This window comes from Enterobacter cloacae complex sp. 2024EL-00214 (genome assembly GCF_043945575.1).
Classification (GTDB): domain Bacteria; phylum Pseudomonadota; class Gammaproteobacteria; order Enterobacterales; family Enterobacteriaceae; genus Enterobacter; species Enterobacter cloacae_P.
Genome location: NZ_JBIMRC010000014.1, coordinates 42,192 through 66,097 on the forward strand (window position 1 = coordinate 42,192; position 23,906 = coordinate 66,097).

General features: G+C 53.1%; 25 protein-coding genes. 7 read left to right on the top strand and 18 right to left on the bottom strand.

The features are described 5' to 3' along the window. Nucleotides 1–56 precede the first annotated feature (56 nt). Genes ACHHZ6_RS15995 through ACHHZ6_RS16015 form a run of 5 tightly spaced genes read right to left on the bottom strand, consistent with a single transcriptional unit; the run spans nt 57 to nt 4,184 of the window. A complete protein-coding gene (locus ACHHZ6_RS15995; RefSeq protein ID WP_196391316.1) occupies nt 57–1,268 on the bottom strand; it encodes an MFS transporter in 1,212 nt (403 codons plus the stop codon). 4 nt (nt 1,269–1,272) lie between these two features. Further along, nucleotides 1,273–2,280, bottom strand: coding sequence for an alcohol dehydrogenase catalytic domain-containing protein (locus ACHHZ6_RS16000; protein WP_196391377.1), 1,008 nt, complete (start codon nt 2,278–2,280; stop codon nt 1,273–1,275). A gap of 42 nt (nt 2,281–2,322) precedes the next feature. Beyond that, entirely contained in the window at nt 2,323–2,841 is a 519-nt protein-coding gene (locus tag ACHHZ6_RS16005) for a carboxymuconolactone decarboxylase family protein (protein ID WP_395122670.1), read from the bottom strand. 38 nt (nt 2,842–2,879) lie between these two features. Beyond that, nucleotides 2,880–3,362 carry an OsmC family protein gene (locus tag ACHHZ6_RS16010; RefSeq protein ID WP_196391318.1) on the bottom strand — a complete coding sequence of 161 codons (483 nt, stop codon included), beginning with the start codon at nt 3,360–3,362 and terminating at the stop codon, nt 2,880–2,882. Between the two features lie 45 nt (nt 3,363–3,407). Next, entirely contained in the window at nt 3,408–4,184 is a 777-nt protein-coding gene (locus tag ACHHZ6_RS16015) for an SDR family NAD(P)-dependent oxidoreductase (protein ID WP_196391319.1), read from the bottom strand. Between the two features lie 176 nt (nt 4,185–4,360). Between ACHHZ6_RS16015 and ACHHZ6_RS16020 the strand changes: the two genes are divergently transcribed. The 5 genes from ACHHZ6_RS16020 to ACHHZ6_RS16040 all read left to right on the top strand — a co-directional run bounded on the left by ACHHZ6_RS16020 (nt 4,361) and on the right by ACHHZ6_RS16040 (nt 7,929). Continuing rightward, nucleotides 4,361–5,275, top strand: a complete 915-nt coding sequence (locus ACHHZ6_RS16020) for a LysR substrate-binding domain-containing protein (RefSeq protein ID WP_196391320.1) — start codon at nt 4,361–4,363, stop codon at nt 5,273–5,275. A gap of 194 nt (nt 5,276–5,469) precedes the next feature. Next, nucleotides 5,470–5,751: a hypothetical protein gene (locus ACHHZ6_RS16025; protein ID WP_196391321.1), complete on the top strand. Its 282-nt coding sequence runs from the start codon at nt 5,470–5,472 to the stop codon at nt 5,749–5,751. Between the two features lie 33 nt (nt 5,752–5,784). After that, complete coding sequence (locus tag ACHHZ6_RS16030) at nt 5,785–6,129, top strand: carboxymuconolactone decarboxylase family protein (RefSeq protein ID WP_196391322.1); 345 nt, start codon at nt 5,785–5,787, stop codon at nt 6,127–6,129. A 46-nt stretch (nt 6,130–6,175) separates the two neighbouring features. Beyond that, complete coding sequence (locus ACHHZ6_RS16035) at nt 6,176–6,856, top strand: cupin domain-containing protein (RefSeq protein WP_395122728.1); 681 nt, start codon at nt 6,176–6,178, stop codon at nt 6,854–6,856. Next, a complete protein-coding gene (locus ACHHZ6_RS16040; protein WP_196391323.1) occupies nt 6,853–7,929 on the top strand; it encodes an FAD-dependent oxidoreductase in 1,077 nt (358 codons plus the stop codon). The genes ACHHZ6_RS16035 and ACHHZ6_RS16040 overlap by 4 nt, the downstream gene beginning before the upstream one ends. Nucleotides 7,930–8,022: 93 nt before the next feature. On the opposite strand, the gene ACHHZ6_RS16045 is transcribed toward ACHHZ6_RS16040, so the two are convergent. Together ACHHZ6_RS16045 and ACHHZ6_RS16050 are read right to left on the bottom strand one after the other, a co-directional pair. Next, on the bottom strand, nt 8,023–8,145 hold the full coding sequence (locus ACHHZ6_RS16045; protein WP_395122730.1) for a hypothetical protein: 123 nt from the start codon (nt 8,143–8,145) through the stop codon (nt 8,023–8,025). 142 nt (nt 8,146–8,287) lie between these two features. Continuing rightward, a complete protein-coding gene (locus tag ACHHZ6_RS16050) occupies nt 8,288–9,898 on the bottom strand; it encodes a mechanosensitive ion channel family protein (protein WP_395122674.1) in 1,611 nt (536 codons plus the stop codon). A 234-nt stretch (nt 9,899–10,132) separates the two neighbouring features. On the opposite strand from ACHHZ6_RS16050, the gene ACHHZ6_RS16055 reads away from it, so the two are divergent. Together ACHHZ6_RS16055 and ACHHZ6_RS16060 are read left to right on the top strand one after the other, a co-directional pair. Further along, nucleotides 10,133–10,420: a VF530 family DNA-binding protein gene (locus tag ACHHZ6_RS16055; RefSeq protein ID WP_182271452.1), complete on the top strand. Its 288-nt coding sequence runs from the start codon at nt 10,133–10,135 to the stop codon at nt 10,418–10,420. Nucleotides 10,421–10,427: 7 nt separating this feature from the next. Next, nucleotides 10,428–11,720, top strand: coding sequence for a glycoside hydrolase family 10 protein (locus ACHHZ6_RS16060; protein WP_395122676.1), 1,293 nt, complete (start codon nt 10,428–10,430; stop codon nt 11,718–11,720). 45 nt (nt 11,721–11,765) lie between these two features. Here ACHHZ6_RS16060 and dsbG read toward each other — a convergent pair whose 3' ends face one another. The 11 genes from dsbG to ACHHZ6_RS16115 all read right to left on the bottom strand — a co-directional run bounded on the left by dsbG (nt 11,766) and on the right by ACHHZ6_RS16115 (nt 23,889). Then, the gene (dsbG, locus tag ACHHZ6_RS16065; RefSeq protein ID WP_182918417.1) at nt 11,766–12,524 is read right to left on the bottom strand and encodes a thiol:disulfide interchange protein DsbG; all 759 of its coding nucleotides are present in this window, start codon (nt 12,522–12,524) and stop codon (nt 11,766–11,768) included. A gap of 41 nt (nt 12,525–12,565) precedes the next feature. Next, on the bottom strand, nt 12,566–13,177 hold the full coding sequence (locus ACHHZ6_RS16070) for a DsbA family protein (RefSeq protein WP_182918418.1): 612 nt from the start codon (nt 13,175–13,177) through the stop codon (nt 12,566–12,568). 7 nt (nt 13,178–13,184) lie between these two features. Then, nucleotides 13,185–15,206 (bottom strand): protein-disulfide reductase DsbD family protein, encoded by a 2,022-nt coding sequence (locus tag ACHHZ6_RS16075; RefSeq protein WP_395122677.1) that lies wholly within the window; start codon nt 15,204–15,206, stop codon nt 13,185–13,187. Nucleotides 15,207–15,253: 47 nt separating this feature from the next. After that, nucleotides 15,254–15,625, bottom strand: coding sequence for a hypothetical protein (locus ACHHZ6_RS16080; protein WP_182271457.1), 372 nt, complete (start codon nt 15,623–15,625; stop codon nt 15,254–15,256). A 99-nt stretch (nt 15,626–15,724) separates the two neighbouring features. Then, nucleotides 15,725–16,285, bottom strand: a complete 561-nt coding sequence (locus ACHHZ6_RS16085; RefSeq protein ID WP_182920037.1) for an RNA polymerase sigma factor — start codon at nt 16,283–16,285, stop codon at nt 15,725–15,727. A 5-nt stretch (nt 16,286–16,290) separates the two neighbouring features. Continuing rightward, nucleotides 16,291–16,704 (bottom strand): hypothetical protein, encoded by a 414-nt coding sequence (locus ACHHZ6_RS16090; protein ID WP_182271458.1) that lies wholly within the window; start codon nt 16,702–16,704, stop codon nt 16,291–16,293. A 130-nt stretch (nt 16,705–16,834) separates the two neighbouring features. After that, a complete protein-coding gene (locus ACHHZ6_RS16095) occupies nt 16,835–18,385 on the bottom strand; it encodes a methyl-accepting chemotaxis protein (protein ID WP_182271459.1) in 1,551 nt (516 codons plus the stop codon). A 97-nt stretch (nt 18,386–18,482) separates the two neighbouring features. Then, nucleotides 18,483–19,499 (bottom strand): LacI family DNA-binding transcriptional regulator, encoded by a 1,017-nt coding sequence (locus ACHHZ6_RS16100; RefSeq protein WP_182271460.1) that lies wholly within the window; start codon nt 19,497–19,499, stop codon nt 18,483–18,485. Between the two features lie 28 nt (nt 19,500–19,527). Continuing rightward, the gene (locus ACHHZ6_RS16105; protein ID WP_395122679.1) at nt 19,528–20,934 is read right to left on the bottom strand and encodes a sucrose-6-phosphate hydrolase; all 1,407 of its coding nucleotides are present in this window, start codon (nt 20,932–20,934) and stop codon (nt 19,528–19,530) included. Beyond that, nucleotides 20,934–22,304 carry a sucrose-specific PTS transporter subunit IIBC gene (locus ACHHZ6_RS16110; protein ID WP_182271462.1) on the bottom strand — a complete coding sequence of 457 codons (1,371 nt, stop codon included), beginning with the start codon at nt 22,302–22,304 and terminating at the stop codon, nt 20,934–20,936. Before ACHHZ6_RS16110 ends, ACHHZ6_RS16105 begins: the two co-directional genes overlap by 1 nt. A 67-nt stretch (nt 22,305–22,371) precedes the next feature. Then, on the bottom strand, nt 22,372–23,889 hold the full coding sequence (locus ACHHZ6_RS16115) for a carbohydrate porin (RefSeq protein ID WP_182271463.1): 1,518 nt from the start codon (nt 23,887–23,889) through the stop codon (nt 22,372–22,374). Between the last annotated feature and the right edge of the window lie 17 nt (nt 23,890–23,906).

Here is a 23,906-nt window from a genome sequence, read left to right on the forward strand (position 1 = left end):
CGTGGCGATTCTGCCTCCCTTTGGGCTTTAACACAATTAAACGTCTATAGCAGGGGTTAATAATTTTTCTCGCCCACCGCGTGTTTATTAATGTTTAATTCTCTGATGATACCCAGAAATGCTACACCTACAGGGATCAGTGAACCCCATAGCACAGCATTCCAGCCATAGTGATTAAGGAGAACACCCGAAGAGAATGATCCAATGATCATCACACCAAATACAACGAAATCGTTCAGAGACTGTACCTGTGTCTTTTCTTCTGGACGGTGATAGTCAATGATTTTCGCGGAGGCACCGGTAAAGCCAAAATTCCAGCCAAGTCCCAGTAAAATCAGCGACAGCCAGTAGTGGAACACATCTGCTCCGCTGAGTCCCGCAAATACAGCTCCTGCAGTGATAAGCAAACCTGCCGCCGCGATACGCATAGCACCGAAACGGCTTATCAACCTGCCGGTAAAAAATCCCGGTCCATACATCGCGATCACGTGCCACTGAATTCCCAAATTGGACGCTTGCTGAGAGATACCGTGCATATGCATTGAAAGCGGCGCAGCCGTCATCAGAAAATTCATCACCATGTAGGTTACGGCACCGCTGAACACAGTCCAGATAAAACCAGGCTGGCGGACAATCTCGCGCAGAGGACGTCCACCTGCTTTTGCAGTTGCGGCAGGTTCCGCAGCTTTTACCCCCCGGAGTATCACGGCGGAGAGAATAGCCACAAGTGCCTGACCGATAAAAGTGGCAGCGAAGGTATAAGGCGGCCAGAGATCCATTGTCTCTGTTACCAGCATCGGTCCAATTACACCAGCTACTACACCGCCGCCCATCACTAGTGATAGCGCCCGTGCCCGGTGTGCTGGTGCGACGACGTCGGTGGCGGCAAAGCGGAAGCTGAGCGCTACGGCTGCATACGCACCTCCAAGAAAGGCGGCAATGCAGAACAGAATAAACGAGCTAACCACAACAGCCAGAGCCGCAGTCAGGCCAGTAATAATGCCCGCCCCGGTGCCGACCATAAATGCAGCTTTACGTCCCCGTTTTCGCGCCAGTGCACCCAACGGCAGGATGCAGGCGGTCATCCCCAGCACAAACATGGTGATGGGGAGTGTGGCCAGCGAACTGCTGGGTGCGATAGCATTACCGACTATGGCACCGGTAGCATAGAAGACTACGGAGTTAGCACCGGCCAGAGCCTGCGCGGCAGACAGGCGAATAATATTCTTATTTTGCTCTGCAATTGGCAGAGTGTTTTCTGCGGTCATCTGGTCAGACATCCTGGTTCATTGTGAGTACAATCCGGTAGCGTGCCAGTCCCTGCCTAAGTCTGTTGAGTGCTTCATTGGCCTGCTCAAACGGCATCTGCTCTGTGACGGGAAGAATCTGAAAAAGTTGGCTGAAGCGTAATGCACGCTCGGTTTGCGCAGGAGTGCTGACGAAAGATCCTGTCAGGGCCCGTTCTCCACCAATCATCATCCCCGGCATAATCTGCAGAGGTGTGCGTCCGGTCCCCAGCAATATCGCTTTCCCCTGTGGAGCCAGGGCTGGCAACAGCGCTGAAATAGCTTCAGAATCCGGAGCGGTGGCCAGAATAACGTTTACTCGACCAAAGGTTTTCAGGCGTTCCGCTACGTTTTCTGAGAGTGCATTAATGTAGTGATGCGCTCCCAACTCAATGGCAGCACGTTCTTTTTCACCGCCACGCGCAATCACAATGACCTCATAACCCATTTTACGGGCGTACTGAATCGCCATATGGCCTAAGCCGCCAGCACCCAGAATGGCCACCCTGTCACCCGCTTTGGTACCGGAATAGCGCAGTGCGTTGAAAGTGGCTGTTCCCGCGCAAAGGATCGGTGCTGCGTCAACGGATGACAACTCAGAAGGAATGTTTATCAGTGCCGTATGGCGGATAACCACGTATTCGGCGTATCCTCCGTCACAGCTGAGGCCCGGTGACAGTTGGTTTTCACAGAGGTGAAAAAGCCCGTCCCGACAGGGGCTACAGTACTGACAGTAACCGCCCAGTCGACCTACGCCTACCCGCTGCTCGGCATGCCAGATATCAGGTACCGCATCGCCTTTACGCGTAATACGCCCCACAATTTCATGTCCCGGAATACGCGGAGGTTGGCCGTCCGGCGCTGTCTTCTCTATATCCCGGAGATCCGCACCGCATACGCCACAGGCCTCAATTTTAATGAGGACCTCATCCGCCGCCGGCACTGGCAACGACCTTACCACAATCTCAAGTACACCCGGAGACGTGACCTGCATAGCTCGAAAAGTTTTTTTCACGATATCACCTGAGAAATAATTTTAGATTGCGAGGGCAACGAGGAAACGCGACACCATATTGTAAGCAGCTACGGTTGCGACGGCTTCGACGGTCTCATTTTCACCCAGCAGACGTTTCAGCCCTTCGATAATTTCTGCATCCACGATCACCCTTTGCGTGGACTGGTCGGTCAGTCTGATGAGAAGGGTTTCTGTTTCATTAAACAGTGATGAAACAGAGGTAAGCTCAAGCGCAGTCGCCTTTTCAGCTGTTCCGCCGGCATCAAGATAGGCAGGGTAATGCACATTCCATTCAAATTCTGCTCTGTTAAGCCACGCGACGCGCAGCATGATTAACTCCCTGTATTCAAGGCTCAGTGAAAATTCCTTGCGAACCCGTACCATCAGCTCGTTCCAGCCAGTGGCCAGAGGAAAACTTTTTAGCAGAATGCGATCTATTCCAATCAGTTCTGCACTTGGGCGGCGGGCTTTAATTGCATTGAGAAGATCCTCGTCAACCGGATCGCCATCCTTCCAGGGGGTAACTCTTGGTGTAGTCATCGTGTTGTCTCCAGGATAAACATATTGTCCAGACCGCGTCAGATAAGAATTAAATCACCCTCTATCGTCATGTTCTGAGCCAGTAACCACCGGTTAATGGAGGCATTAATTACCTGCTGATGGACGCATTCGAATTGATGGGCCGTTCCCTCCCCGCTGACATGAATGACATACTTCAGTCTGCCTGGAGAGGCTTCTGGCGTTTTTTCACAGACCTGGGATATCCCTGTCAGGAGCTCTCCACTGGTCCGGATTTCAAGGTGAGTAAGCGTGATGCCTGCACAGCTGGCCTCCTGAACAAAGGCGGCCGTGATGCAGGCGTTAAAGGCTGCCAGCATCAGTTCCTGGGGATTAGGAGCCTGTCCTTCTCCACCCCGCGCGACAGGTTCATCTGAATCGATAACGTGGCTTTGTCTTATCTGCTTGTGTTTGTCACCAGTAAAGGACTGACAAAGCGTGCGGCTTGCCATGCCTCCGCCCCACATCGTCACAAGGTCATAGTTTGCAGTCTGGATTTCCATACATACTCCCGTGCCGCACGTGGTAATCCACGTGCGGCATGGTCATCAAGCGTTACGACCTGCCATTACTCCGCCATCGATATCCCAGATGGCACCGGTGACCCAGCCAGTCTTGTCAGAAAGCAGGAAGGCAACAGTTTCCGCGATATCGACCGGTGTACCTACACGGCCAATCGGATGGAAGCTATCGAAGCTGTTCATTACGCCTTTGACGTCATCTTTCGGAATGAAACCTTCGTAGATCGGGGTGTGGACAACCGCCGGGGAAACCGCGTTTACACGTATACCGTTGCCGCCCAGTTCAATCGCCAGGTTTTTGGTCAGTGCGTGCAGACCGGCTTTCGCCATGGAGTAGGCAGAAGACGGCGTGGCACCGATGGCCTGCTGCGCCCACATGGAGCCGATATTGACGATGGAGCCTTTAATGCTGGCCTCGATCATGTTGCGCACCACGTCGCGCGTAATGAAGAAGGTCGCACGATTGATGTTCATGTACATGTCATAATCAGACATCTCATGTTCGGTGAACGGTTTCGGGAAGAATACCCCCGCAGCATTCACCAGCAGGCTGATGTCTTTATGCTCAGCGTTAATGGTATTCACCACGTGCTGCATCCCTTCTTCTTTCATTAGATCGGCCACAATGATGGATACCTGTCCGTCTGCCGCCAGTGCCTGACGAGCCTGCTCGGCTTTGTCCTGGCGATTACCGACCAGTACCACGCTGCCGCCGTTTTTCAGTACCAGTTTCGCTGTCTCGAAGCCCATTCCGCTTGTACCACCGACCACTAACAGTTTCTTACCGGCAAAAGATGCGTTCATCGCTAACCTCTTAAAAATAATGTGGGTGTCATTAATGAAAAGCACTGCTCTTCATCGTGTGAAACGAGAATGCCATCCTGAAGCCAGGTTGACGACTGAGAAGAAATTGCGATACAGGGAAGAAAATCTTTCCCGCAGAGGTATACTGAAAAAAACAATGAATCAGGATACCTGTAATGCGATCGCTAAACCGACTGAAATGGTTGCACGCCTTTGAAGCCACTGCCCGGCACGGCAGCTTTACCGGCGCGGCCCGGGAGTTAGGCGTAACGCCTGCCGCCGTGGGCCAGCTTGTCCGCTCGCTAGAGGACTGGGTGGGACACCCGCTGCTCCACCGCACCCGTTCGGGGAAGGAGCGTCTTACGCTGGTTGACGAAGCGCAGGTAGCATTGCAGGACATCACCCAGGGACTGGACAAACTAGAAACTGGGTTAAATAAACTGCGCGGACGTCGGACACGCACTGTCGTGGTGGTGACCGCCTCGCAGGTCCTGATGATGAACTGGTTGATGGAGAGGCTGAACCGCTTTTCAGAAATCCATGAGACGATCGACCTGAGGCTTAACGTGACGGAGAAGCTGATGGATGTGTCGCATGGCGAGGCAGATATCGGTATTCGCTGCGGGCAGGGAGACTGGCCAGGGGTAAATAAAACCTGGCTGATGGATGAAGAAGCGGTGATGGTCTGCAGTCCGCATCTGGTGCCAGCGGAGAAAATAACCTGCGCTGAATGGCTCGCCACACAAAAACTGATCCACGATGATACACTCCATCCGGGGGCGAATTTTCCGTCCTGGGATGATGTTCTGAGCGCGGTCGGTGCACCTGAAGCGCTGGAAAGCGGACTGCATATTAACTCTACCTCCGCCGTCATCCTTTCAGCCCTGAGCGGTCGGGGGGTGGCTATTGTGCGTTACGCACTGGTCAAACAACTGATAGAAACTGGTCAGTTGATCCAGTTGCATCCCGATCATCGCTGGCCGCTCACCTGGTCTTACTATCTGGTGACCCCGCAGTTGAATGTCATGCGTGATGAAGTAAAAGTTTTCCACGACTGGCTTGTTCAGGATGTTGTCTCCGATAATACGTGATACTGCTTCTCAGGCATCATGTCCTCACTTCCCAGGCGTGATGCACTCCTTTCCGTAACATTACCGACAAAGAATTTCTTCTCTGCTTCGCAAGATTATCTGATTTGTTGAAATTTACAGGCTTTCTGATAATCCATCCATTGAACGGCAATAGCCCTGTCGGCATTGCCTTACCGTGAGCGAAGGAGAGAACGATGGCTTATCTGCAAATCACCCTTGATATCAGTAATGAAAACCGTATGGCAGCAGCCGGGGTCTACCAGAAATACAAGACTCCGTTTCTGACCACCATCGACGGAGCCACTTCGAAAGAACTGTTGATCCGCGATCAGGACGTGCAGGTTTTGCACGGTTTTGAGACCGCAGCGCAGGCACAAACGTACCTCAACAGCCCGCTTTTCACCCAGGATGTCGTTGCAGGCCTGAAACCTTACCTGAATGGCGCTCCTGACGTGCGTATTTATGACGTTATGTAATAACGATTTCTGAGACAAAAACCGGAGTTTGCAATGTTCTTAAACTGGAATGAATACCGTAGCAACCTGCTTGGCACCGTTGGTAAATTTGCACAACTGCAGCCTGAGTTTATGAAGGGCTTTCAGAAGATGGATGAGGGCGCGTCTGAACACAAGCATCTCGATCCTAAAACCCATGAACTGATCGCGCTGGCTGTTGCAGTCACCACCCGTTGTGATGGCTGTCTGTCCGTACATGTGGATGCAGCGGCTAAAAATGGTGCTACTCGTGAAGAGATCGCCGAAGCGCTTGCCGTTGCGATTAACCTGAACACCGGTGCAGCATTAACCTATACGGCCCGTGCACTGGATGCTTACGACAACCTGCCGAATAAATAAATCTGAAAACGGTACCTTCTAAGGTGCCGTTTACTCACTGACTATGATGTTACTAAACTCTGATTTCTCGCAGCGAGTCATCATTACACCTGATGACTATCACTGGGTCCCCTCCCCGCAGCAGGGTGTTGAACGTGTCATGCTTGACAGGATAGGTCATGAGCAGGCCCGAGCAACCAGCCTTGTCCGATATGCTCCTGCATCTCTGTTTCCCGAACACCGCCACCCCGGCGGCGAAGAAATACTGGTACTGAGCGGAACGTTTACTGAAAACGGGGTGGATTACCCGGCAGGCTGGTACCTGCGCAGCCCGGACGGTTCGTCTCATCAGCCTTCCAGCTGTGACGGTACCACCATTTTCGTCAAGCTGCGCCAGATGTCCGCCGAAGAACGCCAGCCAGTAAGAATCGATACAAAGGATGAAAATAACTGGTACGGCCAGCCGCAACGAAAAATTTGCCCGCTATTCTCAGGCGGATCTGAAACAGCCCTTATTCAAAATCTGGCACCGGGAGAGCGAATCTTCTGCGCGCCACTTGTCGGCGGTGCCGAACTACTGCTTCTGGAGGGTGAACTCAGAACACCGGAAGGTAACTATGAGAAAGGGTGCTGGCTCAGGTTTCCGCCTGGCGAAATGCCCACTCTGATAGCCACTGCCGCTGGCGCACTTTTTTATCTAAAAATGGGGCACCTTAACCCAACCACCCTGACAGGAGTGATGTCATGAGAAGCTGCGTTATTATTGGAGCAGGCGTTAGTGGACTTTACGCCGCTACGCTACTGGAAAAAGCAGACGTAGATTATGTGATTCTGGAATCCCGGGTCAGGACAGGCGGGCGCGTACTGTCGGCTGGGTTTTCAGGACTTCATGTGGATATGGGAGCTACCTGGTTCTGGCCTGACATTCAATCCAATTTCGCGCAGTTAATCACGCGGTTGGGACTGCCCGTCATACCCCAGGGTCGCCCGGGTGATATGCTTTATGAGCGTCAGACCGATACGCCTGCACAACGTTATCCTGCGTATGACACCTCACCGGCATCATTCAGACTGAAGGGGGGAATGCAGGCGCTGACGTCGACACTGAAAAGCCAGATTCCGACCCACAAAATTAAGCTAGATCAGCACGTAAAGTCCATTATTCGCACCGATGAGGGGATACAAGTTCTGGCGAAAACAGAGGTCGGAGCGGAAACCCTTTATTCTGGCGAGCATATTTTTCTTGCCCTGCCGCCCGCACTGGCTGCAAATATTGCGTTCAGCCCGACACTGCCTGACACCCTGATTTCACACTGGCGTAAAACCCCGACATGGATGGCTCCCCATGCAAAATATTCTGCTGTCTACAACACTGACTTTTTGCGGGCTCAAAGGCTTTCAGGTGATGCCAGCAGTAGAACAGGTCCAATGGTTGAAATTCACGATGTGTCCGAACCCAATTCGGGAACAACGGTAATATTTGGTTTTATTGGAGTACCGGCTAAGTCGCGATGGACAGTCAGCGAAGACGTTCTTAAGCTGCTTTGTCGAGAGCAACTGGTGCGTCTGTTTGGTCCGGATGCGGCCGAACCTGAAGCTGAGTTCCTGAAAGACTGGGCGTCTGATCCGTTTACAGCCACAGAATTTGACCTACTGCAGGAGAGTGGACATCCACTACCGGATCAGCCCCCTGGACAGGGAGAATGGGCGGGAAAAATAACGGGGATTGCCAGCGAATGGTCACCGCAGTTTTCAGGCTATCTTGCCGGCGCAATAGACTCTGCATCAGACGGTATTCAGAACTGGCTACAACAGCGATAACCTGTTTAGCCAGTGTGTTACATTCATCGGCTGAACTCATACCATATAGCAGGCTGTCCAGTTATGAGTTTTGAGCCGTATTTACACTCTGGATTATCGCTGCCCAGCCTTTACCAGGAGTATGGTTTGCCTGTTGGTATTAAATTCCCGTGTGATGGTGCTGATACTTTTCCCGGCGTTAATCTGTGCAATCACCGTAAGCTGCTGCTGATTCAGTACTGGAGGGTGTCAAAATCACTTTCCAGCTGCTTTTGCTTGCGTAATACCTGAGTGTATACGCTCAAGCGGACCCCACTTACAGTTAAACGGCAAAAGACAGGTTAGGTCAGTTGTCCTGATTTTTTGGACGCAACGGATATCACTTCTGTTCTGGTTGTCCAGCCGGTGCTGCGTACCAGTTTTCTTCAGCCACGATTACCGTCCCTTCAGGCTGCATCACAAAGTTTGGCGACATAATTTGCACATTAAACTCGTTAAAGACGTCCTGAATAAGGCCGTGCAATTCATTACGAGCCTCGGCGAGCGCTTGCCCGGGTATCAGCTTAACCTGAAGTTCATAAGCGATGTACCAGTCCATCAACGCCAGCTGCCGCACCAGAGGTGGTTGGGAATGGTCGATGCATTTTGCCCGTCTGGCGGCCATTTCCAGCATCGCGTGAACTTGCCGCCAGGGCGTGTCATAGCCAATAGTCACACCAACTGTCAGATTGATCCCCGCATCAGGTTCCTGTGCGCTAAGGTTGGTTATTTTGCCGCTGACGACGACAGCATTGGGTACCGTAACAATATAGTTTTCCCGTGTGAGGATTTTGGTCGCAAGCATGCCAATCTCCGTGACCAGACCTTCATTATCCGCGACCCGTATTACGTCCCCTTTTCGTAACGCGCGGGAGTAGATTAACACCAGCCCGCTCATGGCATGGTTCATCACCCCTGCTGACCCCAACGTCAGCATCAGGCCAAAGAATACGCTGATACCTTTAAAAGCCAGTGAATTTGCACCCGGCAAAAACGGATATGCCGCAGATAAGGCAAACAACCACACGCCGACAGAAATCAGCTTGCGAGTGGCACCTACGGTTTCGGGATGGATACCTGGAAGCTGCAATCCCCCTACTTCTACTTGATTTAACAAGATTTTAAGGAGTTTAAGTATAACCGCGGTAATAAGGAAAATAATCAAAACAATCATGAGCCCCGGCAGCGCAGAGGCAATAGAAAACGCAATATCTCGTAAAACGCGCACTGCCCAGTCGCCCAATGATGTCCCCCAGACGCGCGTCCAGGGGAACAAACTGAATGCCCAGCGCAACCAGAGATATAACCCCAGGGCACCGGACAAAAACATTAACAGGGCATACAACCGGGTCTCAATCGCGCCAACAAACTTACGCCAACGTTGAGGAATTATGCTGCGGCTTTCCAGAATGCGGTGACGGTAAAAACGTCGCACCCAGCGCCAGGAACGCCAGGCACCGTACCAGAAAAGAACCAGTGCCAGAAAACCCGCGATAGTTTTCACGGCGGATAACGCAATCCAGCCGCTATTATATTGCTCGTGAAGTGCCGTTCGTTGAGCCTCCAGACGCGTCAACACACGCTGGGCGGCCTGATCAAGCGTAAGATCGTCACCTTCATCAAGGTCTGCTTGTGTAAGCAACATAACAGGCTTGCCGTTCATGACAATCAAGCGACCCGGCTGGTTGTAACGAGTGACCGGTATAATTTTCAGCGGTTCGCGTACATCCTGCTCAGTGAAATGTCGCAGCGTATTGCGAATGCGTAATACGCGTTCTTCTGGCGTTGTGAGGCCAAATTTCGCCTGAAGCATAACAACAGGTTGGTGGAAGATATAAACCGTTCGGGCCCGCTCCTGTTCAGTCGGCTCCAGGCGTGGTTCTGCGGCAACCGTGATAAACGATAATACTGACAGCAAACACGACAATAAAGCGAGCTGGATTTTGTTCATTTCCACCGCCTGAAACGCAAAATTATTGTGACTTTTCAACGATCACGAGATAAGCGAAGTTCTGTTATTTAGAATAGACCAGCCTTTTACTTCTGCAATATCACTCACAAACGGAGCTGAGTCACTGTGCGGCAATTACCCGCCAGTCAGGACAATGATTGCCCCTTTTCCACCTTTCTTGTACCCTTTCATCGTTCAACCTAACCCCACGAAAAATGAGACAACCGGACGCCTATGACTGCACATATTTCTAAAGATCCTTTGCATGGCGTAACGCTGGAAATGCAGGTAAATGCCCTGGTTGCACGATATGGCTGGAGCGAGTTGGGCAACCGTATCAAAATTAACTGTTTCAGAAACGATCCCAGCGTTAAATCGAGTTTAAAATTTCTGCGCCGAACGCCCTGGGCGCGTGCGGAAGTTGAAGCGCTGTATCTTGATTCTCTCAGTGATAACACCACCGAAGAACCGGATGTTCCCGACTTTAATCCCTGGACTCATAGTCGAATCACAAAGAGCTAATACGTAAATGTCGCTACACGTAAAACGGATAGGTGCGTTTGTTGGCTGCGCACTTTTACTTGCTAGTTGCACCTCAAAACCACCAAAGTCTCTCGTCACTCCGCCCCCGTCGGTGAATCAACCTTCCCGACAGACAAATAAACCGATGCGTGGGATCTGGCTGGCAACCGTCTCCCGTCTTGACTGGCCGCCGGTCACATCAGTGAATGCCAGCAGTGCTGAACTCCGTATCAGCCAGCAAAAACAGGCGCTGAAAGACAAACTCGATAAACTGAAAAGCCTCGGTATCAACACCGTGTTTTTCCAGGTGAAACCTGACAGTACAGCGCTCTGGTCGTCAAAAATTTTGCCCTGGTCAGATATGCTGACGGGTAACATCGGCGAATATCCGGGTTACGATCCACTGCAGTTTATGCTGGATGAAGCGCACAAGCGCGGCATGAAAGTGCACGCCTGGTTTAATCCCTACCGGGTATCGACCAACACCCGGCCGTCAACCATTGCGGAGCTGAACCGGACATCGTCATTGCACCCTTCCAGTGTCTATGTGCAGCACCCGGAGTGGGTGCGTATTTCTGGCGATCGTTTTGTCCTCGACCCGGGCATTCCGGAAGTGCGTGACTGGATAACCCAGATTGTCAGCGAGGTTGTTAAGCAATACCCGATAGACGGCGTGCAGTTTGACGACTATTTCTATTCCGAAACACCTGGTTCAACCCTGAACGATACTCAAACGTTTAAACACTATGGCCAGGGATTCGCCTCTAAAGCGGACTGGCGTCGGCACAATACACAACAGCTGATTGTGCAGGTTTCCAGTGCTATCAAACAGCTGAAGCCTGATGTTGAGTTTGGTGTCAGCCCGGCTGGCGTATGGCGTAACCGCTCTTTTGACCCGGCAGGCTCAGATACGCGAGGAGCCGCTGCGTATGATGAATCCTATGCCGATACACGTCAGTGGGTACAACAGGGATTGCTGGATTACATTGCGCCACAAATTTACTGGCCTTTCTCCCGCAGCGCCGCGCGTTATGACGTGCTGACCAGATGGTGGGCTGATGTGGTAAAACCAACCCATACCCGTCTTTATATCGGCATTGCGTTCTATAAAGTGGGTGAACCGTCCAAAAATGAGCCGGACTGGATGGTGAATGGCGGTGTGCCGGAGTTGAAAAAACAGCTCGATCTGAATGACTCTCTGCCCGGCGTAAACGGTACTATCCTGTTCCGGGAAGATTATCTTAACCAGCCCCAGACTCAGGACGCGGTTAGCTATCTCAGAGATCGCTGGGGAAGTTAACGCATTAAAAATCAGGCAGAAGCGCCCTGCTTCTGCCTGATTTTATTATGGTTTAGGCCCAAACATTTCCTCGAGTTGCTTCTCATCTGGCATGCCCACCACCTGCTGAAGCTCGTTTTGTGCATTCAGATAATAAATTGCCGGGGTGGCATTTGCGCCCAGACTGTCCATTAACTGTTGGTGCTGCTGTAACACAGCCACGTTCTCACGTGAGGCTCCGCCCGCAGGTTTAGGCAATGTTTTCCCGCCAGAAAGCTCGTACTCTCTCCAGGCAGAAACTGGATCTTTTGCATTCAGGATCGCGGAGGCGTTACGGCCACTGTTGGGATTAAGAAACGCCACCAGCAGCGTATTTAACTGAACCTTACCCGCCTTCACCCACGGCTGCGCCTCGGCCCAAAAGGCCTTACAATACGGACAGAATGGATCGGCAAAGACGAACACTTTACGCGGTGCTGTATCCGCCCCCTCTTTCAGCGGATGCGCTGCATTGAGCTGTTTCCACATTTCCCGCCCCAGCGGCGCGTAGATCTCTTTCTGGAAATACGCATCGCTAAGGTTTTTACCTTTTTCATCATACAGATAGCCTGAAATTACATGCTTTCCATCCGGTGTTAAAAAGAGCGTAACGCCCATGTCCTGATATTGCCCAAGCCAGGCGGGCGCTCCACCTGGCGCATCGATTTTCTTAATGATCTTAATGTTTTGCTGTTCACTGAACGTCTTCACAACATCAGGAATGGCCTCAGCGGCTTGAGCCAGCCCTGACGTCACCAGCAGCGAAATTAACAGTAATTTTTTCATTGTCCTCTCCGGGATAATCGGGGGCTAGCCGCCCCCTCAATTCAACTTTTTTTCAGCGCGTCACTGACCATTTCATCGAACTGTTCAAAAGGAACCCAGCCGGGAAGCAGCCCCTCGCCAATCAGCGTTGCCGGCGTTCCCTGAATACCCAGTTTTTCGGCAATGAGCAGGCTGCGTTTGATCGTCATCAGGCTCTCGGCATCAGGCGTTGTCACACTGACCCCCGCCCGCTTTTTGGCCTCCTGAATACTGGCATCATCGTGGTATCCCTTTTTTGCCATCAGGATATCGTTAAATTTCATAAATTGTTCAGGATGTGAACGCCAGACGGTCAGGGCGTCACGTGCAGAGGTCACCGAACTTTCTGACCGGTAAGGCAGAAACTTAAAGACCACCGCCACATCCGGATATTTCTCGACGATCCTCTCAAGATAAGGATCGAATTTTTTACAGTACGGGCAGTTGTAGTCCGTGAACACCACCAGCGTTAACTTTGGATTTTTAGCCCCAATACGCGGTGAATTGGGATCGTTAAACAGGAAATCGTAAACGATCTTCTGGGCGCGTTGTTCCTGTTCCGGTGTCTGTACCTCTGCGGCCACCATCTGAGTAGACACAAAGAGGAACATCAGCGTAATCATGATTTTCTTCATAGCACATTTAACCTTTAGCGTTGTCCAGGGTCGTCAGAACGGTGTTTTTATCAAGCAATGGAGAGAAAATTTCTCCATCAGCCAGGCCGGGGCCATAGACCTCATTAAACGGAATGGCGTAGCGATTGCGTTTTCCGAGGAAATCCGCGATCGCCGTCGATGGCTTACTCCAGTCTCCACGTAGCGCAACCACATCCGGCTGGCTGAGTGCCGCGATGACTTCAGGCTGATTCAATACCCGATGCTCATTGACCTTACAGGTGACACACCAGTCGGCAGAGATATCCACGAAGACGCGTTTCCCCTGCGCAACAGCATTCTGGATAGCCTCCTCGCTTAATGGTTGCCACGGGATCGCCTGAACCTCAGTTTGCGTGTCGGGTACCGGTGTGGTCAGCAACCCGCGCAACTGATAACCCCCTAAAACAGACAACGCGATCACCACGAACCAGAACAGTGGCGAGGTTCTTTGCCCTGCTATGGCGTACGCTACGATCGCGATGACAATCAGTATCAACATAATGATGTGGCTGAGCGCTTCTCCCAGATGCAGATTGAGTAGCGTCACCAGCCAGAGACTGGATACCAGCATCATAAGACCGAGAACGATCTTCAGCGTATTCATCCAGCGTCCCGGTTTGGGAAGCAGCATGGCCGTTTCAGGGATCAACGCAACAAACAGCCACGGTAAACTCATTCCCAGGCCGAGCGTCAGAAAAATAAGCCACAGTTCCTGTAACGGTGCGCCCAGCGCAAACGCCACTGCCGTACCGAGAAACGGTGCAGAACACGGTGTCGCGAGCAGAGTGGCAAACATACCTTCACAGAAACTGCCGGTAAGCCCCGCGCCCCCCGTTGTGGCCAGCCGCCCCATCGCCGCAGAAGGCAGCAACATTTCAAAGACCCCGAACAGATTGAGCGCAAAAAGGAATGTCACCGCCACCATCAGGCCGATAAACCACGGGCTCTGGAACTGAATGCCCCATCCCAGCGAGGCTCCGGTTAATTTAAGGGCGGAAACCATCACGGCCAGCAGCACAAAGGAGGTCAGAATACCGGCACTGGTTGCCAGGAAGCGTAATCTGATTTTCCGCTTATCCGAACCGGCATTCAGTACACTGCTGAGCTTCATGCCCATCACCGGTAGTACGCAGGGCATCAGGTTTAGTATCAGCCCGCCGAGCAGCGCGAAGGCCAGCATTTTACTCATCCCAACCGCTGTCGTCTGGCCCGGAGGCTCGTCCCCGACGGTAATCACGGTTTGTTGCGCGTTATCGCCATTGGTCAGTACAAAAGAGAGCGCTTTCCCCTTAAGCGTGGCGGGCTTATCACCCCATTCATCGGTCACCGGCACCGTCACGTGCAGTTGATTACCGTCGTGCCTGATAGCCGGATCGCCAGGAAGAATATCGCCCTCCAGCGGGTCGAAGTAGATCGCTGGTTTTTTCCACTCCCCGTCCGTGGTTCCCGTTATCACCAGATTACCGTCAGACAGCCAGGCAGACAGGTTTGAGGATATTCCCGAATCCCCCGGGATGGCGCGCATTGCACTGTCGAAAGCGCGTTGAAAAGCCTCATCTACCGGGGTGTTGAAATCCAGACGCAGCGTGTAGTCCGTCAACAGGCAGACATTACTACACGTTGAGAGCGTGAGAGTGCCATTCAGCGTATCGGCATCTGTCCCGGTGATGACCATCGGGATAATCACCTTGTCGTGATAACCCTGGGTAGTGAGACCAGAGATATCAAAGCGTGAAGGGACAGGCCAGTACCACGTATCCCGCACCTCTTTTGGCCAGTGGATTTGTGGGGCGACGCCACCCTCGCCCGGCGAGCGCCAGTAGGTTTTCCAGCCGGACTGCAGCTCTACGGTGAGCAAGCCTAAGATACGATCCTGGCCCTTTTCTGCCTGGAAGCGGATCCGGGCGTGATCGTTTTGTGGGGAGGTCAGCCAGCCTGTGTCTGCTGCGTTGGCCATGCCAGTGCAGGACAGCAACAGGAGGATAAATCCCCTGAAGATGTTAAACATGTTTTACTCCGTGAATAGTGAAAATTATCGTGTGATGACGATGTTTTTCATTCACGGAAAACGCAGTTTTTGAGGTGTATTCGTGGTGGAGGAGCCTGAACAGGCTGGGCTCTGTCAACAAATGCCCGCACCTGGGAAAACAGTTGCAGCAATGCGAAGAAGAGAATGATGGCCGGTAGTGCGCCATCGAAGAACAGTGGCTGGGCACAAAGAAGGGAATGCGCACCTAACTGGCAGGGGGATGGACCTGATTGCTCAGCATCAGCGCTTTGAGCCGGAGCATCGACAACCAGAACCGTCTGCGGGTTCAGCCCCTGTAAAAAGTGGTTAAGATAAACCGCACGCTGAACCAGGCAGATTGCCATCGCCAGGCACGTGATTATCAAAAGCCATTTACCCAGAAGCTGACGGTTGCGCATAACATTCCAAAATAATGAGATGCCCCGATCATAAACGATAGAAATGAATCTACAAGGCTCGACATTGTAAGGTTTTGTCTGCCCGTTTATTGTCTGGCATCAATCACCGGTCAATGCTTCATAGACATCCCGTAATCGGGCACGGAGATAAAGCACGGCCTTGTGCTTACGTGACAACAGTGCCTGCTCGCTGGCCCCCGTCTCGTCTGCCAGCATTTTTATGCTGTAGCCCTGAAGTTCCGTTTTCTCAAAGACCTCACGCTGAAGCGCTGGAAGCTCAGACAGTGCTTGCCCCAGTTCTTCCCATAGCAGCGTTTTCAGGTATTCCTCTTCCGGGGTTTGCGGAACACCGAACAGGGTTTCCGCTAACTCATCTTCCGGGGCTCCCGCTTCGCCATCCGCGGTGAAGTCGCCGGAGAGCGGGACCTCATGTTTTTTCCGCGCCCGGTCAGTCATTTCATTACGGGCCGCGCGAAACAGCCAGGCAGCAACGTTCTCTACCGGCTGTTCCACCTTCATGAGCTGATATGTCACTTCCTGCAGAATATCGTCGGCATCATCGCGCACGGAAGTTCGTCCGCGAATAAAGGCTTTCAGCCGGGAGCGGCAGGCATTAAGCGCCGACATCAGCAAAGATTCACCCGCCACCCCGGCTTTCATCTCGCTCACTCTGCTTCCGGCGTTTTCGGGGCGTGCTCATCCCGTTTATCATCACAGTGGCCACGCCAGCCGCAATGCCCGTGGCGACCAAACCCTTCCCGGCGTTGCTGGATAAACGCTTCACGCTGTTCGGGTGTCATGTTCATCCAGCGTTCGTGCATCCGGCGATGCGCACCGAACATCCCCGGGCGGAAACCCAGACCGCCGAACAGAATTCGGCTCAGCACCAGAATCCCCAGCGCCTGCCAGAAACCAATGGCCTTCACACCCAGAATGGCCGGGAGTAATGCGTTCCACAGGGTCATGACCAGCAAACCCAGCGCCACAAATATCACCGCGCCAATCACTAAGCCCTTGCCCATATGATGACGGCCAAATCCCCGTCCGTGACCTCTTCCACGCATGTCGAAATCTCTCATTGTCTTTCCTCATTTACAGTAACTGATTATGGCTTGTGATGAGGTAGACGAATGAGCAGGGAAAATATTGCTGAGGAAATGAAAATATAATGAAGAGTGGGAAAAATGGGGGGATCGCTCCCCCCTCCGATCACGCGTGCGCAGGCAAGCTAAAGCTCGAAATACTCTGCGTCAGATGCTGAGCCTGTTCCTCAAGCGAAGCCGCCGCCGCCGCAGACTCCTGCACCAGTGCGGCGTTCTGTTGCGTTACCCCGTCCATCTCCGTGACGGCCTGTCCGACCTGGCCAATCCCGCGGCTTTGTTCTTCAGATGCCACTGAAATTTGCTCCATCAGCGTATTCACTTTATTCACTGAAGCAATAATCGCGTCAATCACCTCTCCGGAGCGATTGACCAGCTCAGTGCCGCTTTTCACGCTGACAACCGACTGGGCAATAAGATTTTCGATATCCTTCGCTGCAACGGCACTTTTCTGTGCCAGCGTACGGACTTCACTGGCGACGACCGCAAATCCGCGCCCTTGCGTACCCGCGCGAGCCGCTTCAACCGCGGCGTTCAGTGCCAGAATGTTAGTCTGGAAAGCAATGCTGTTAATGACGCTGGTGATATCCTCAATGCGCTTCGAGTTCCCTGCGATGGTATTCATCGTTTCAATGACTTCGCGGGTCACGGCTTCTCCGGTGTGCGCATTTTTCACCGCGTCCTGAACCAGTTTTCCAGCCTGGTGTACGTTGTCGGTGTTATTGGCAACGGTCGCGCTCAGCTCTTCCATACTGGCCGCCGTCTGGGTTAACGCAGAAGCCTGCTGTTCCGTACGTGAAGCCAGGTCGATATTCCCGGAGGCAATCTCTTGTGCGGCATGCGTCACCGTGTGGCTCGCGTCACGCACCTGCGCAATGGTAGAAAGCAGTGCCAGGCGCATCTGCTCCATTGACCCCATCAGGTGATCAATTTCATTACCGGAATTCCCCTTCACGGGTACAGCAATGTTCAGTTTGCCCGCCGCTATCTGGCTACAGTGCTCGCGTGCCAGGTTCACCGGGGCAAAAACAAAGCGCTTCATCAGCAGGCTGACCGCGATGATCACCACCACAAACAGGAAGGCAAAGCCCGCGATAATAGCCAGACCCGAAACGAAGTTGCTGCTCGCATCTTCATTCAGGCTCTTGGCATATTTCTGATGAACGGTCAGCACCTGGTCGAGCACAATTTCATACTTCCGATCCAGCTGAGAAACCTGTGAAATGAGCGTATTGAATTGCGCCACATCATGGGCTTGCGCCGCGTTGATTAACGGCTCCAGACCCTGATTGCGATACGTTTTCCAGGCCTCTTCATAGGCACTTACCAGCGGTGCTTCATCCGCCAGGCGCGGTGCGGCCATAAAGGCGGCAAAGGCGTGATCCGCTTTTGTCAGTGCCTCTTTAACCGCCGCCAGTTTCGCGGGCTGATCCGTTGAATCCCCCGCCTCCACCATCTTCACATACTCCATCACCCGGACGCGCAGCGTACGGCTATGGTTGATGGGGTCAATAATAGACAGGACAACCTGAATTTCTTTATTCACATTATCCAGTGAATTATTACTTTTAATGATGAGCCCAACGCTGGTGATGGTGCTCGCAACAAAGAAGAACAGTAAGGAGAACAAAATAATCAGGGAAGATTTTTTCAACGACATAGACAGTACCTCAGGGAATATATTCCCTATGGTTATCGGCTGATCCAGAGCTTTAATTAATTAAAGTTATTGAAGTATCCAGCCAGCCGGTGATCTTTTACGCTGTCGTTTTGTAACGTCGCTGTAGCGTCGCGCTCAACTTCCGCTGCAGTGGTTCCGGCGTTTCTCCTTCGATCAGTTTGCCAATCAAATCAAAGCAGTGCCAGGCCAGTTGACGGTTGTCCTGACGGACAGTGTCGATAGGAATGGTGAGGGAATCATAGAGATAGTGATCGTCAAAGCTGGCCAGCCGCATATCACTTTGCAGCAGGTTGTGCTGGCCCATGTAGCGAAGCACACCTTCAAGCAAACCACAGGCGGCAGTGAACAGCGCTTTTGGCGGACGACCCAAGCGCGCGCACAGTTCGGCGAACATTTCGTAGCCGGAACTGGGGTGGTAATTACCGTGAATGATCCACTCCGGGCGAAGCTCGACGTTGGCATCACGCAGCCCTTGCTTAAACCCTTCAAGACGGTCGCGCGTGGGGGAAAGCCGTGGCTGCCCACCGAGGAAATAGATCTCATCAGGATGCTGCCGCGCAAGGTCGGCCACCAGTTCGGCCGTTGGGGGAATGGAATCGGTGATCACCAGCGGTAGCGAACTGTCGTTCATATGGCGGTCAAAGAGAACGACGGGTAACTGCTCGCTCAGTTTCTGGTAGTCCGCATCACTGAGCATGCTGGAGGCGACAATCAACCCGTCGACCTGGCGTGCCACCATGTTATTGACCACCACCGTCTCCTGCCCTGGGTTTTCATCACTACAGGAGATCAGCAACTGGACGCCAGCCTCGCGGCACAGCGTCTCCAGTTCGTGAGAAAACACGGCAAAACCGTAGTTGGTGATCTCCGGAACCACCAGACCAATGGTATGACTGCGGTTATCACGCAGCGAACGGGCGTGAATGCTGGGCTGATAGTGATGCTCTTTTGCAATCGCCAGCACGCGTTCACGCGTCTCTTCAGCCACGCGAAGCTCTTTGCTGCGACCATTCAGTACCAGACTGGCGGTGGCTTTTGATACCCCCGCCAGCTCCGCGATGTCTTTTATGGTGACGCGTTTTGTTTTTCTCACAACGACTTAGATCCGGCTGCCAAAACCACTATTCTATCATGCAGCTGCGCAGCGACCAGTACCGTAATGTGATGTCGGACTCACCTTCGAAGCGCACCTGCGCCGGATGGTCAGGAAAATAGCGGCTGCTCATCACGCCTTCACCGTGATTGATGAAAATTTCGACGCTGGAGCGATCGCACAGAACGCGCAAATGGCGAACCTCACCCCGCCAGTAGCGGGTCAATATTTCACCGTTTTGCAGGCTGGTACGTTCCAGGCGTAACCCGTTGTCATCAACCCTAAGCCGCAACGCCCCGGCAAAATCCACATCAACGCATGACGCGGTTAGCCAGAATTCAAGACGTGTTGCATCCAGTACCGGCGCATTGCTGGCAACACCCTGCCAGTGATGCTCATCCTCACGCAGTTGTTCCAGTTCGCGAACCGGGGTTTGCCACAGTTTGCCATCCTGGTAGCGCAGCTCACGTGGACAGGTCATCTGGTGGATCCAGCCGTGGGCGCGCGTTGGCTGCAACATCTCTTCGCCGTCCGGTACGCCCATCCAGCCAATCAGCACCCGCCGTCCGTCTGCGGCAAGCGTCGTTTGTGGGGCATAAAATTCAAAACCGGCATCCAGCTCGTGTAAATCACCGTGCTCAAACGCGGCGCGTTCATAGTCAAACGCCCCGCTCATCCAGGTTGCCGGATAGGTGTTGAGATAGCGATGCGATTCACGAGTCAGCCCTTGCGGGCAGCAGATCAGAACGTGAGTCCCGTCGAGGGCAAACAGATCCGGGCATTCCCACATGTATCCGGCATCAGCGAGACCGTTGATGCCATGACCGGCGATCTCTCCGCAGGGCTGCCAGTTGTGCAAATCGGCAGAGGTAAACAGCAACACTTTGCCGCGTTTTTCCAGATCCTGTGCGCCGAGCACCATGTACCACTGCCCGTCATGTTGCCAGACTTTCGGGTCGCGTACGTGTCCGGTATAGCCTTCCGGCAACGGCAGCACCGGGCCTCGTTTGGTAAAACTTCCGTCTTCATTTGGTTCAGCCAGACACTGCCAGGCGGTGCGGCTTCCGTCATCAAATTTGACGTTGCCGGTATAGCACAGCGTCAGCACACCGTTGTTATCCACGGCGCTGCCGGAGTAACACCCGTTGCGGTCATATTCTTCATCGGGCATTAGCGCCATCGGCTCATGCTGCCAGCGCACCAGATCCTCAGAACTCCAGTGTCCCCAGCATTTATAGCGGTGATCGCAATTCAGCGGGTTCCACTGGTAAAACAGGTGATAACGCCCGGCAAACCAGATAAAACCGTTCGGATCGTTCATCAACCCTGTCACGGGTGCCGGGTGCCACTGGGGATAATGGCGGTCAGCCAGTGCGCGCGGCAGGCCTTTCATGACAGCCTGCAGCACGGCAGGCCAGCGAGAAGGTAACGTCATTATTCAGAGTCCGTTTTATATTTCAGCAGCAGGGAGACGGTAAACGCTACGCCAAAGGCAATAACCATGCCGATGATATAGTTAAGCAGTGAGCTTGCCTGCACTATCGCCATTCCCGGGATCGCGGTCAACCCAACGGCCGTCATATAAACATGCACCGATACCACCCAGGCACCGCCCACTGCACCGCCAATCAACGCCGCAATAAACGGCTTCACAAAGCGCAGGTTGATACCGAATATGGCCGCCTCAGTAATCCCCAGCATGGCAGAGAACGCCGACGGTAAGGTAATGGCTTTGATTTTTGCATCTTTGGTTTTGAACCACACCGCCAGGCACGCGCCGCCCTGCGCCACGTTCGCCATTGCCCAGATTGGCAGCAGGAAGTTGACACCAATTGACGGATTACCCAGCAAACCGGCTTCGATGGCGTGGAAGCTGTGGTGAATACCGGTGATCACAATCACTGAGTAGAGCCCACCAAATAACAACCCTGCCAGCCAGCCCGCATGGGAAATTAAGGTACTCAGGATAAAGGAGATCCCGTCACCCAACGCACGCCCTGCCGGGCCGATAATCAGCAAGGCAATAAAGCCGGAGATAATGACGGTGAGGAACGGCGTCAGGATCAGGTCTAATGCATCCGGGATCACGCGGCGCAGCTGTTTCTCAACAATACTCATAAACCAGACGGCCAGCAGCACCGGGAATACCGTGCCCTGGTAGCCAATCATGGCGATCTCAAGGCCGAAGAAGTTCATGGTATGGAAGCCAGACGCCACACCCCAGGCATTCGTCAGCGCCGGGTGGGTCAAAATACCGCCCAGCGTGGCTCCTAAATAGGGGTTACCCCCAAATTCACGCGCGGCGGTAAAACCAATCAGGATTGGCAGAATGATAAACGCCGCAGAGCTACACATATCCAGCATGATGTAGATCGCGTTATCCGCATTGACCCAGCCGTAGGTTTTCACCATCCCGAGCAGGCCCATCAGCAAACCGGACGCCACAATCGCAGGAATGATCGGCACAAAGATGTTAGAGAGCAAACGCGCAACGCGCTGGAACGGATTCAGCTTACGCGCGGCCAAATCTGCCGCTTCGGACTTGCTGGACTCGCCGATCCCTGCCGCCTGAATAAAGGCCGCGTAAACCTTGTTGACCACCCCGGTGCCAAATATGACCTGCATCTGACCGGCGTTACGAAAACAACCCTTAACCCCTTCAACCTTACCGATAGCCTGCTGATCGGCAAGTGCATCGTCGACCAGCACCAGACGCAGACGCGTAGCGCAGTGCGCCGCACTGGCGATGTTCTCTTTGCCGCCGAGCAGCGGAATAAGCTCACGGGCGATATTGTCAAAATCCATAGATACCTCTGCCTGACTTCATTTTTATGATGTATGAAACGCTCCCGCAGTGCGGGAGCGTGAAGGGTTAAAACCAGGTTTCCATCTGAACCCCAAAGTTCCATTCCCCGCCAGCGTTGAAACCGCTGCTGCCAAAGGCATCACTGCTGGCGTAGTTATCCAGTTTGCTGCTCCAGTCCATCCAGGTGGCGAACAGGCGCAACTCCGGACGGCTGAAGAAATCGCCAATCTTGCCCGCTTTTAACGTCGGAGCGAAAGTCAGCTTGTAGAAGCTTCCGTTGACCGCATTGCGATCTTTGTAACCTTCCGGGTTTAAATCCATGTACTGATAGCTCCCCTCAAACGCCAGGGCGAAATTCTGCGTGACCTCTTTAATCAGGCGGGTGTTAAGGGTGACCCATTCATAGCTGTCACCTTTGACATAGCGATCTTTACTGCTTTGAGCCAGTACCGCAGGCGCAATGTGCCATCCTCCCCCCAGAGGCGTGACACCGTAACTTGCAAAGCGCCAGGTATTGGCGTCAGACAGTAACGCACCATCAGAGCCAATGCTTTTCACTTCCGCACCCAGCCCATGACCATACAGCAGCGCGGTTTTGGCTACGCCTTCACGCAGACCGTAGAAGCTTTCATTGTGCAGACCCACCAGGGCATGAACACCATTATTCGCCGCGTCGGTTTTAATGAAATCGCCATTGCTGTCTTTACGATCGTTGTTATCTTTTGCCCGCAAGCCGCTAACCATCAGCTGGAACGGCCCGGCGAAATGATTCATGCTGAGGATATAGTTCTGAACGTTGTTGTCGATCTGCTCTTCACTGCCGAAGTTGCGCCCGTAAATGGAGAAGTTACTGCGCAGCGTATCGTTCCACTTCACGTCATACACACCACCACCGGTACCGGCAAGGAATACCACGTCGGAATCCAGCCAGTGGATATCAAAGTTATCGCGGTCAAAACGTTTACCCGCCCAGAAGGTACTGCCCTTCAGCGCACCGGTAAAATCAGGCAGATTGCCCAGCTCGGCAAAGGCCTGGCGAATATTGAGGTCGCTGGTATCGGCAGTCCAGTCGTTATAGTTTTTCTGGCCATCCGCCAGCATCGCCTTAAAGCGCGTTGTTGCACCGTTGTCCAGCGTTTGTTTGTGCTCCACATTCAGCTCAACGTAAGTATCCGCTTCGTTCCCCAGGCGGCCAACCGCGCCACCGGTTTCCCCGGCGGGAGTCAGGTAAGGTCCGCTTTTGCTGCTCGATGCCGCATCGTTCATCAGCAGACCGGAACGGGCATAACCATGAAACTCAAACCCGCTGCTCTGGTCGGCTTTCTTTTCCAGCACGGTGGTACGTTGAGCCACCTCCTGCGTGGTGGTTTGCGCTTGCTGCTGAGCAGCCACCAGCTGTTGCGTTTTTTGTTCCGCGGCCGTGGCGCGTTTCTCAGCGACCTGGGCGCGGTTTTCCGCATCCTGAAGACGCTGTTCGAGCGCGGCAAGACGAGATTCGATTGAGGTCATATCCGTTTGGGCAAAAACAGAGGTACTACCGGCCAGCATGCCAATTATCACGGCAAGTTTGCGTTTTTTATACATTTTGGCGCATCCCTAAA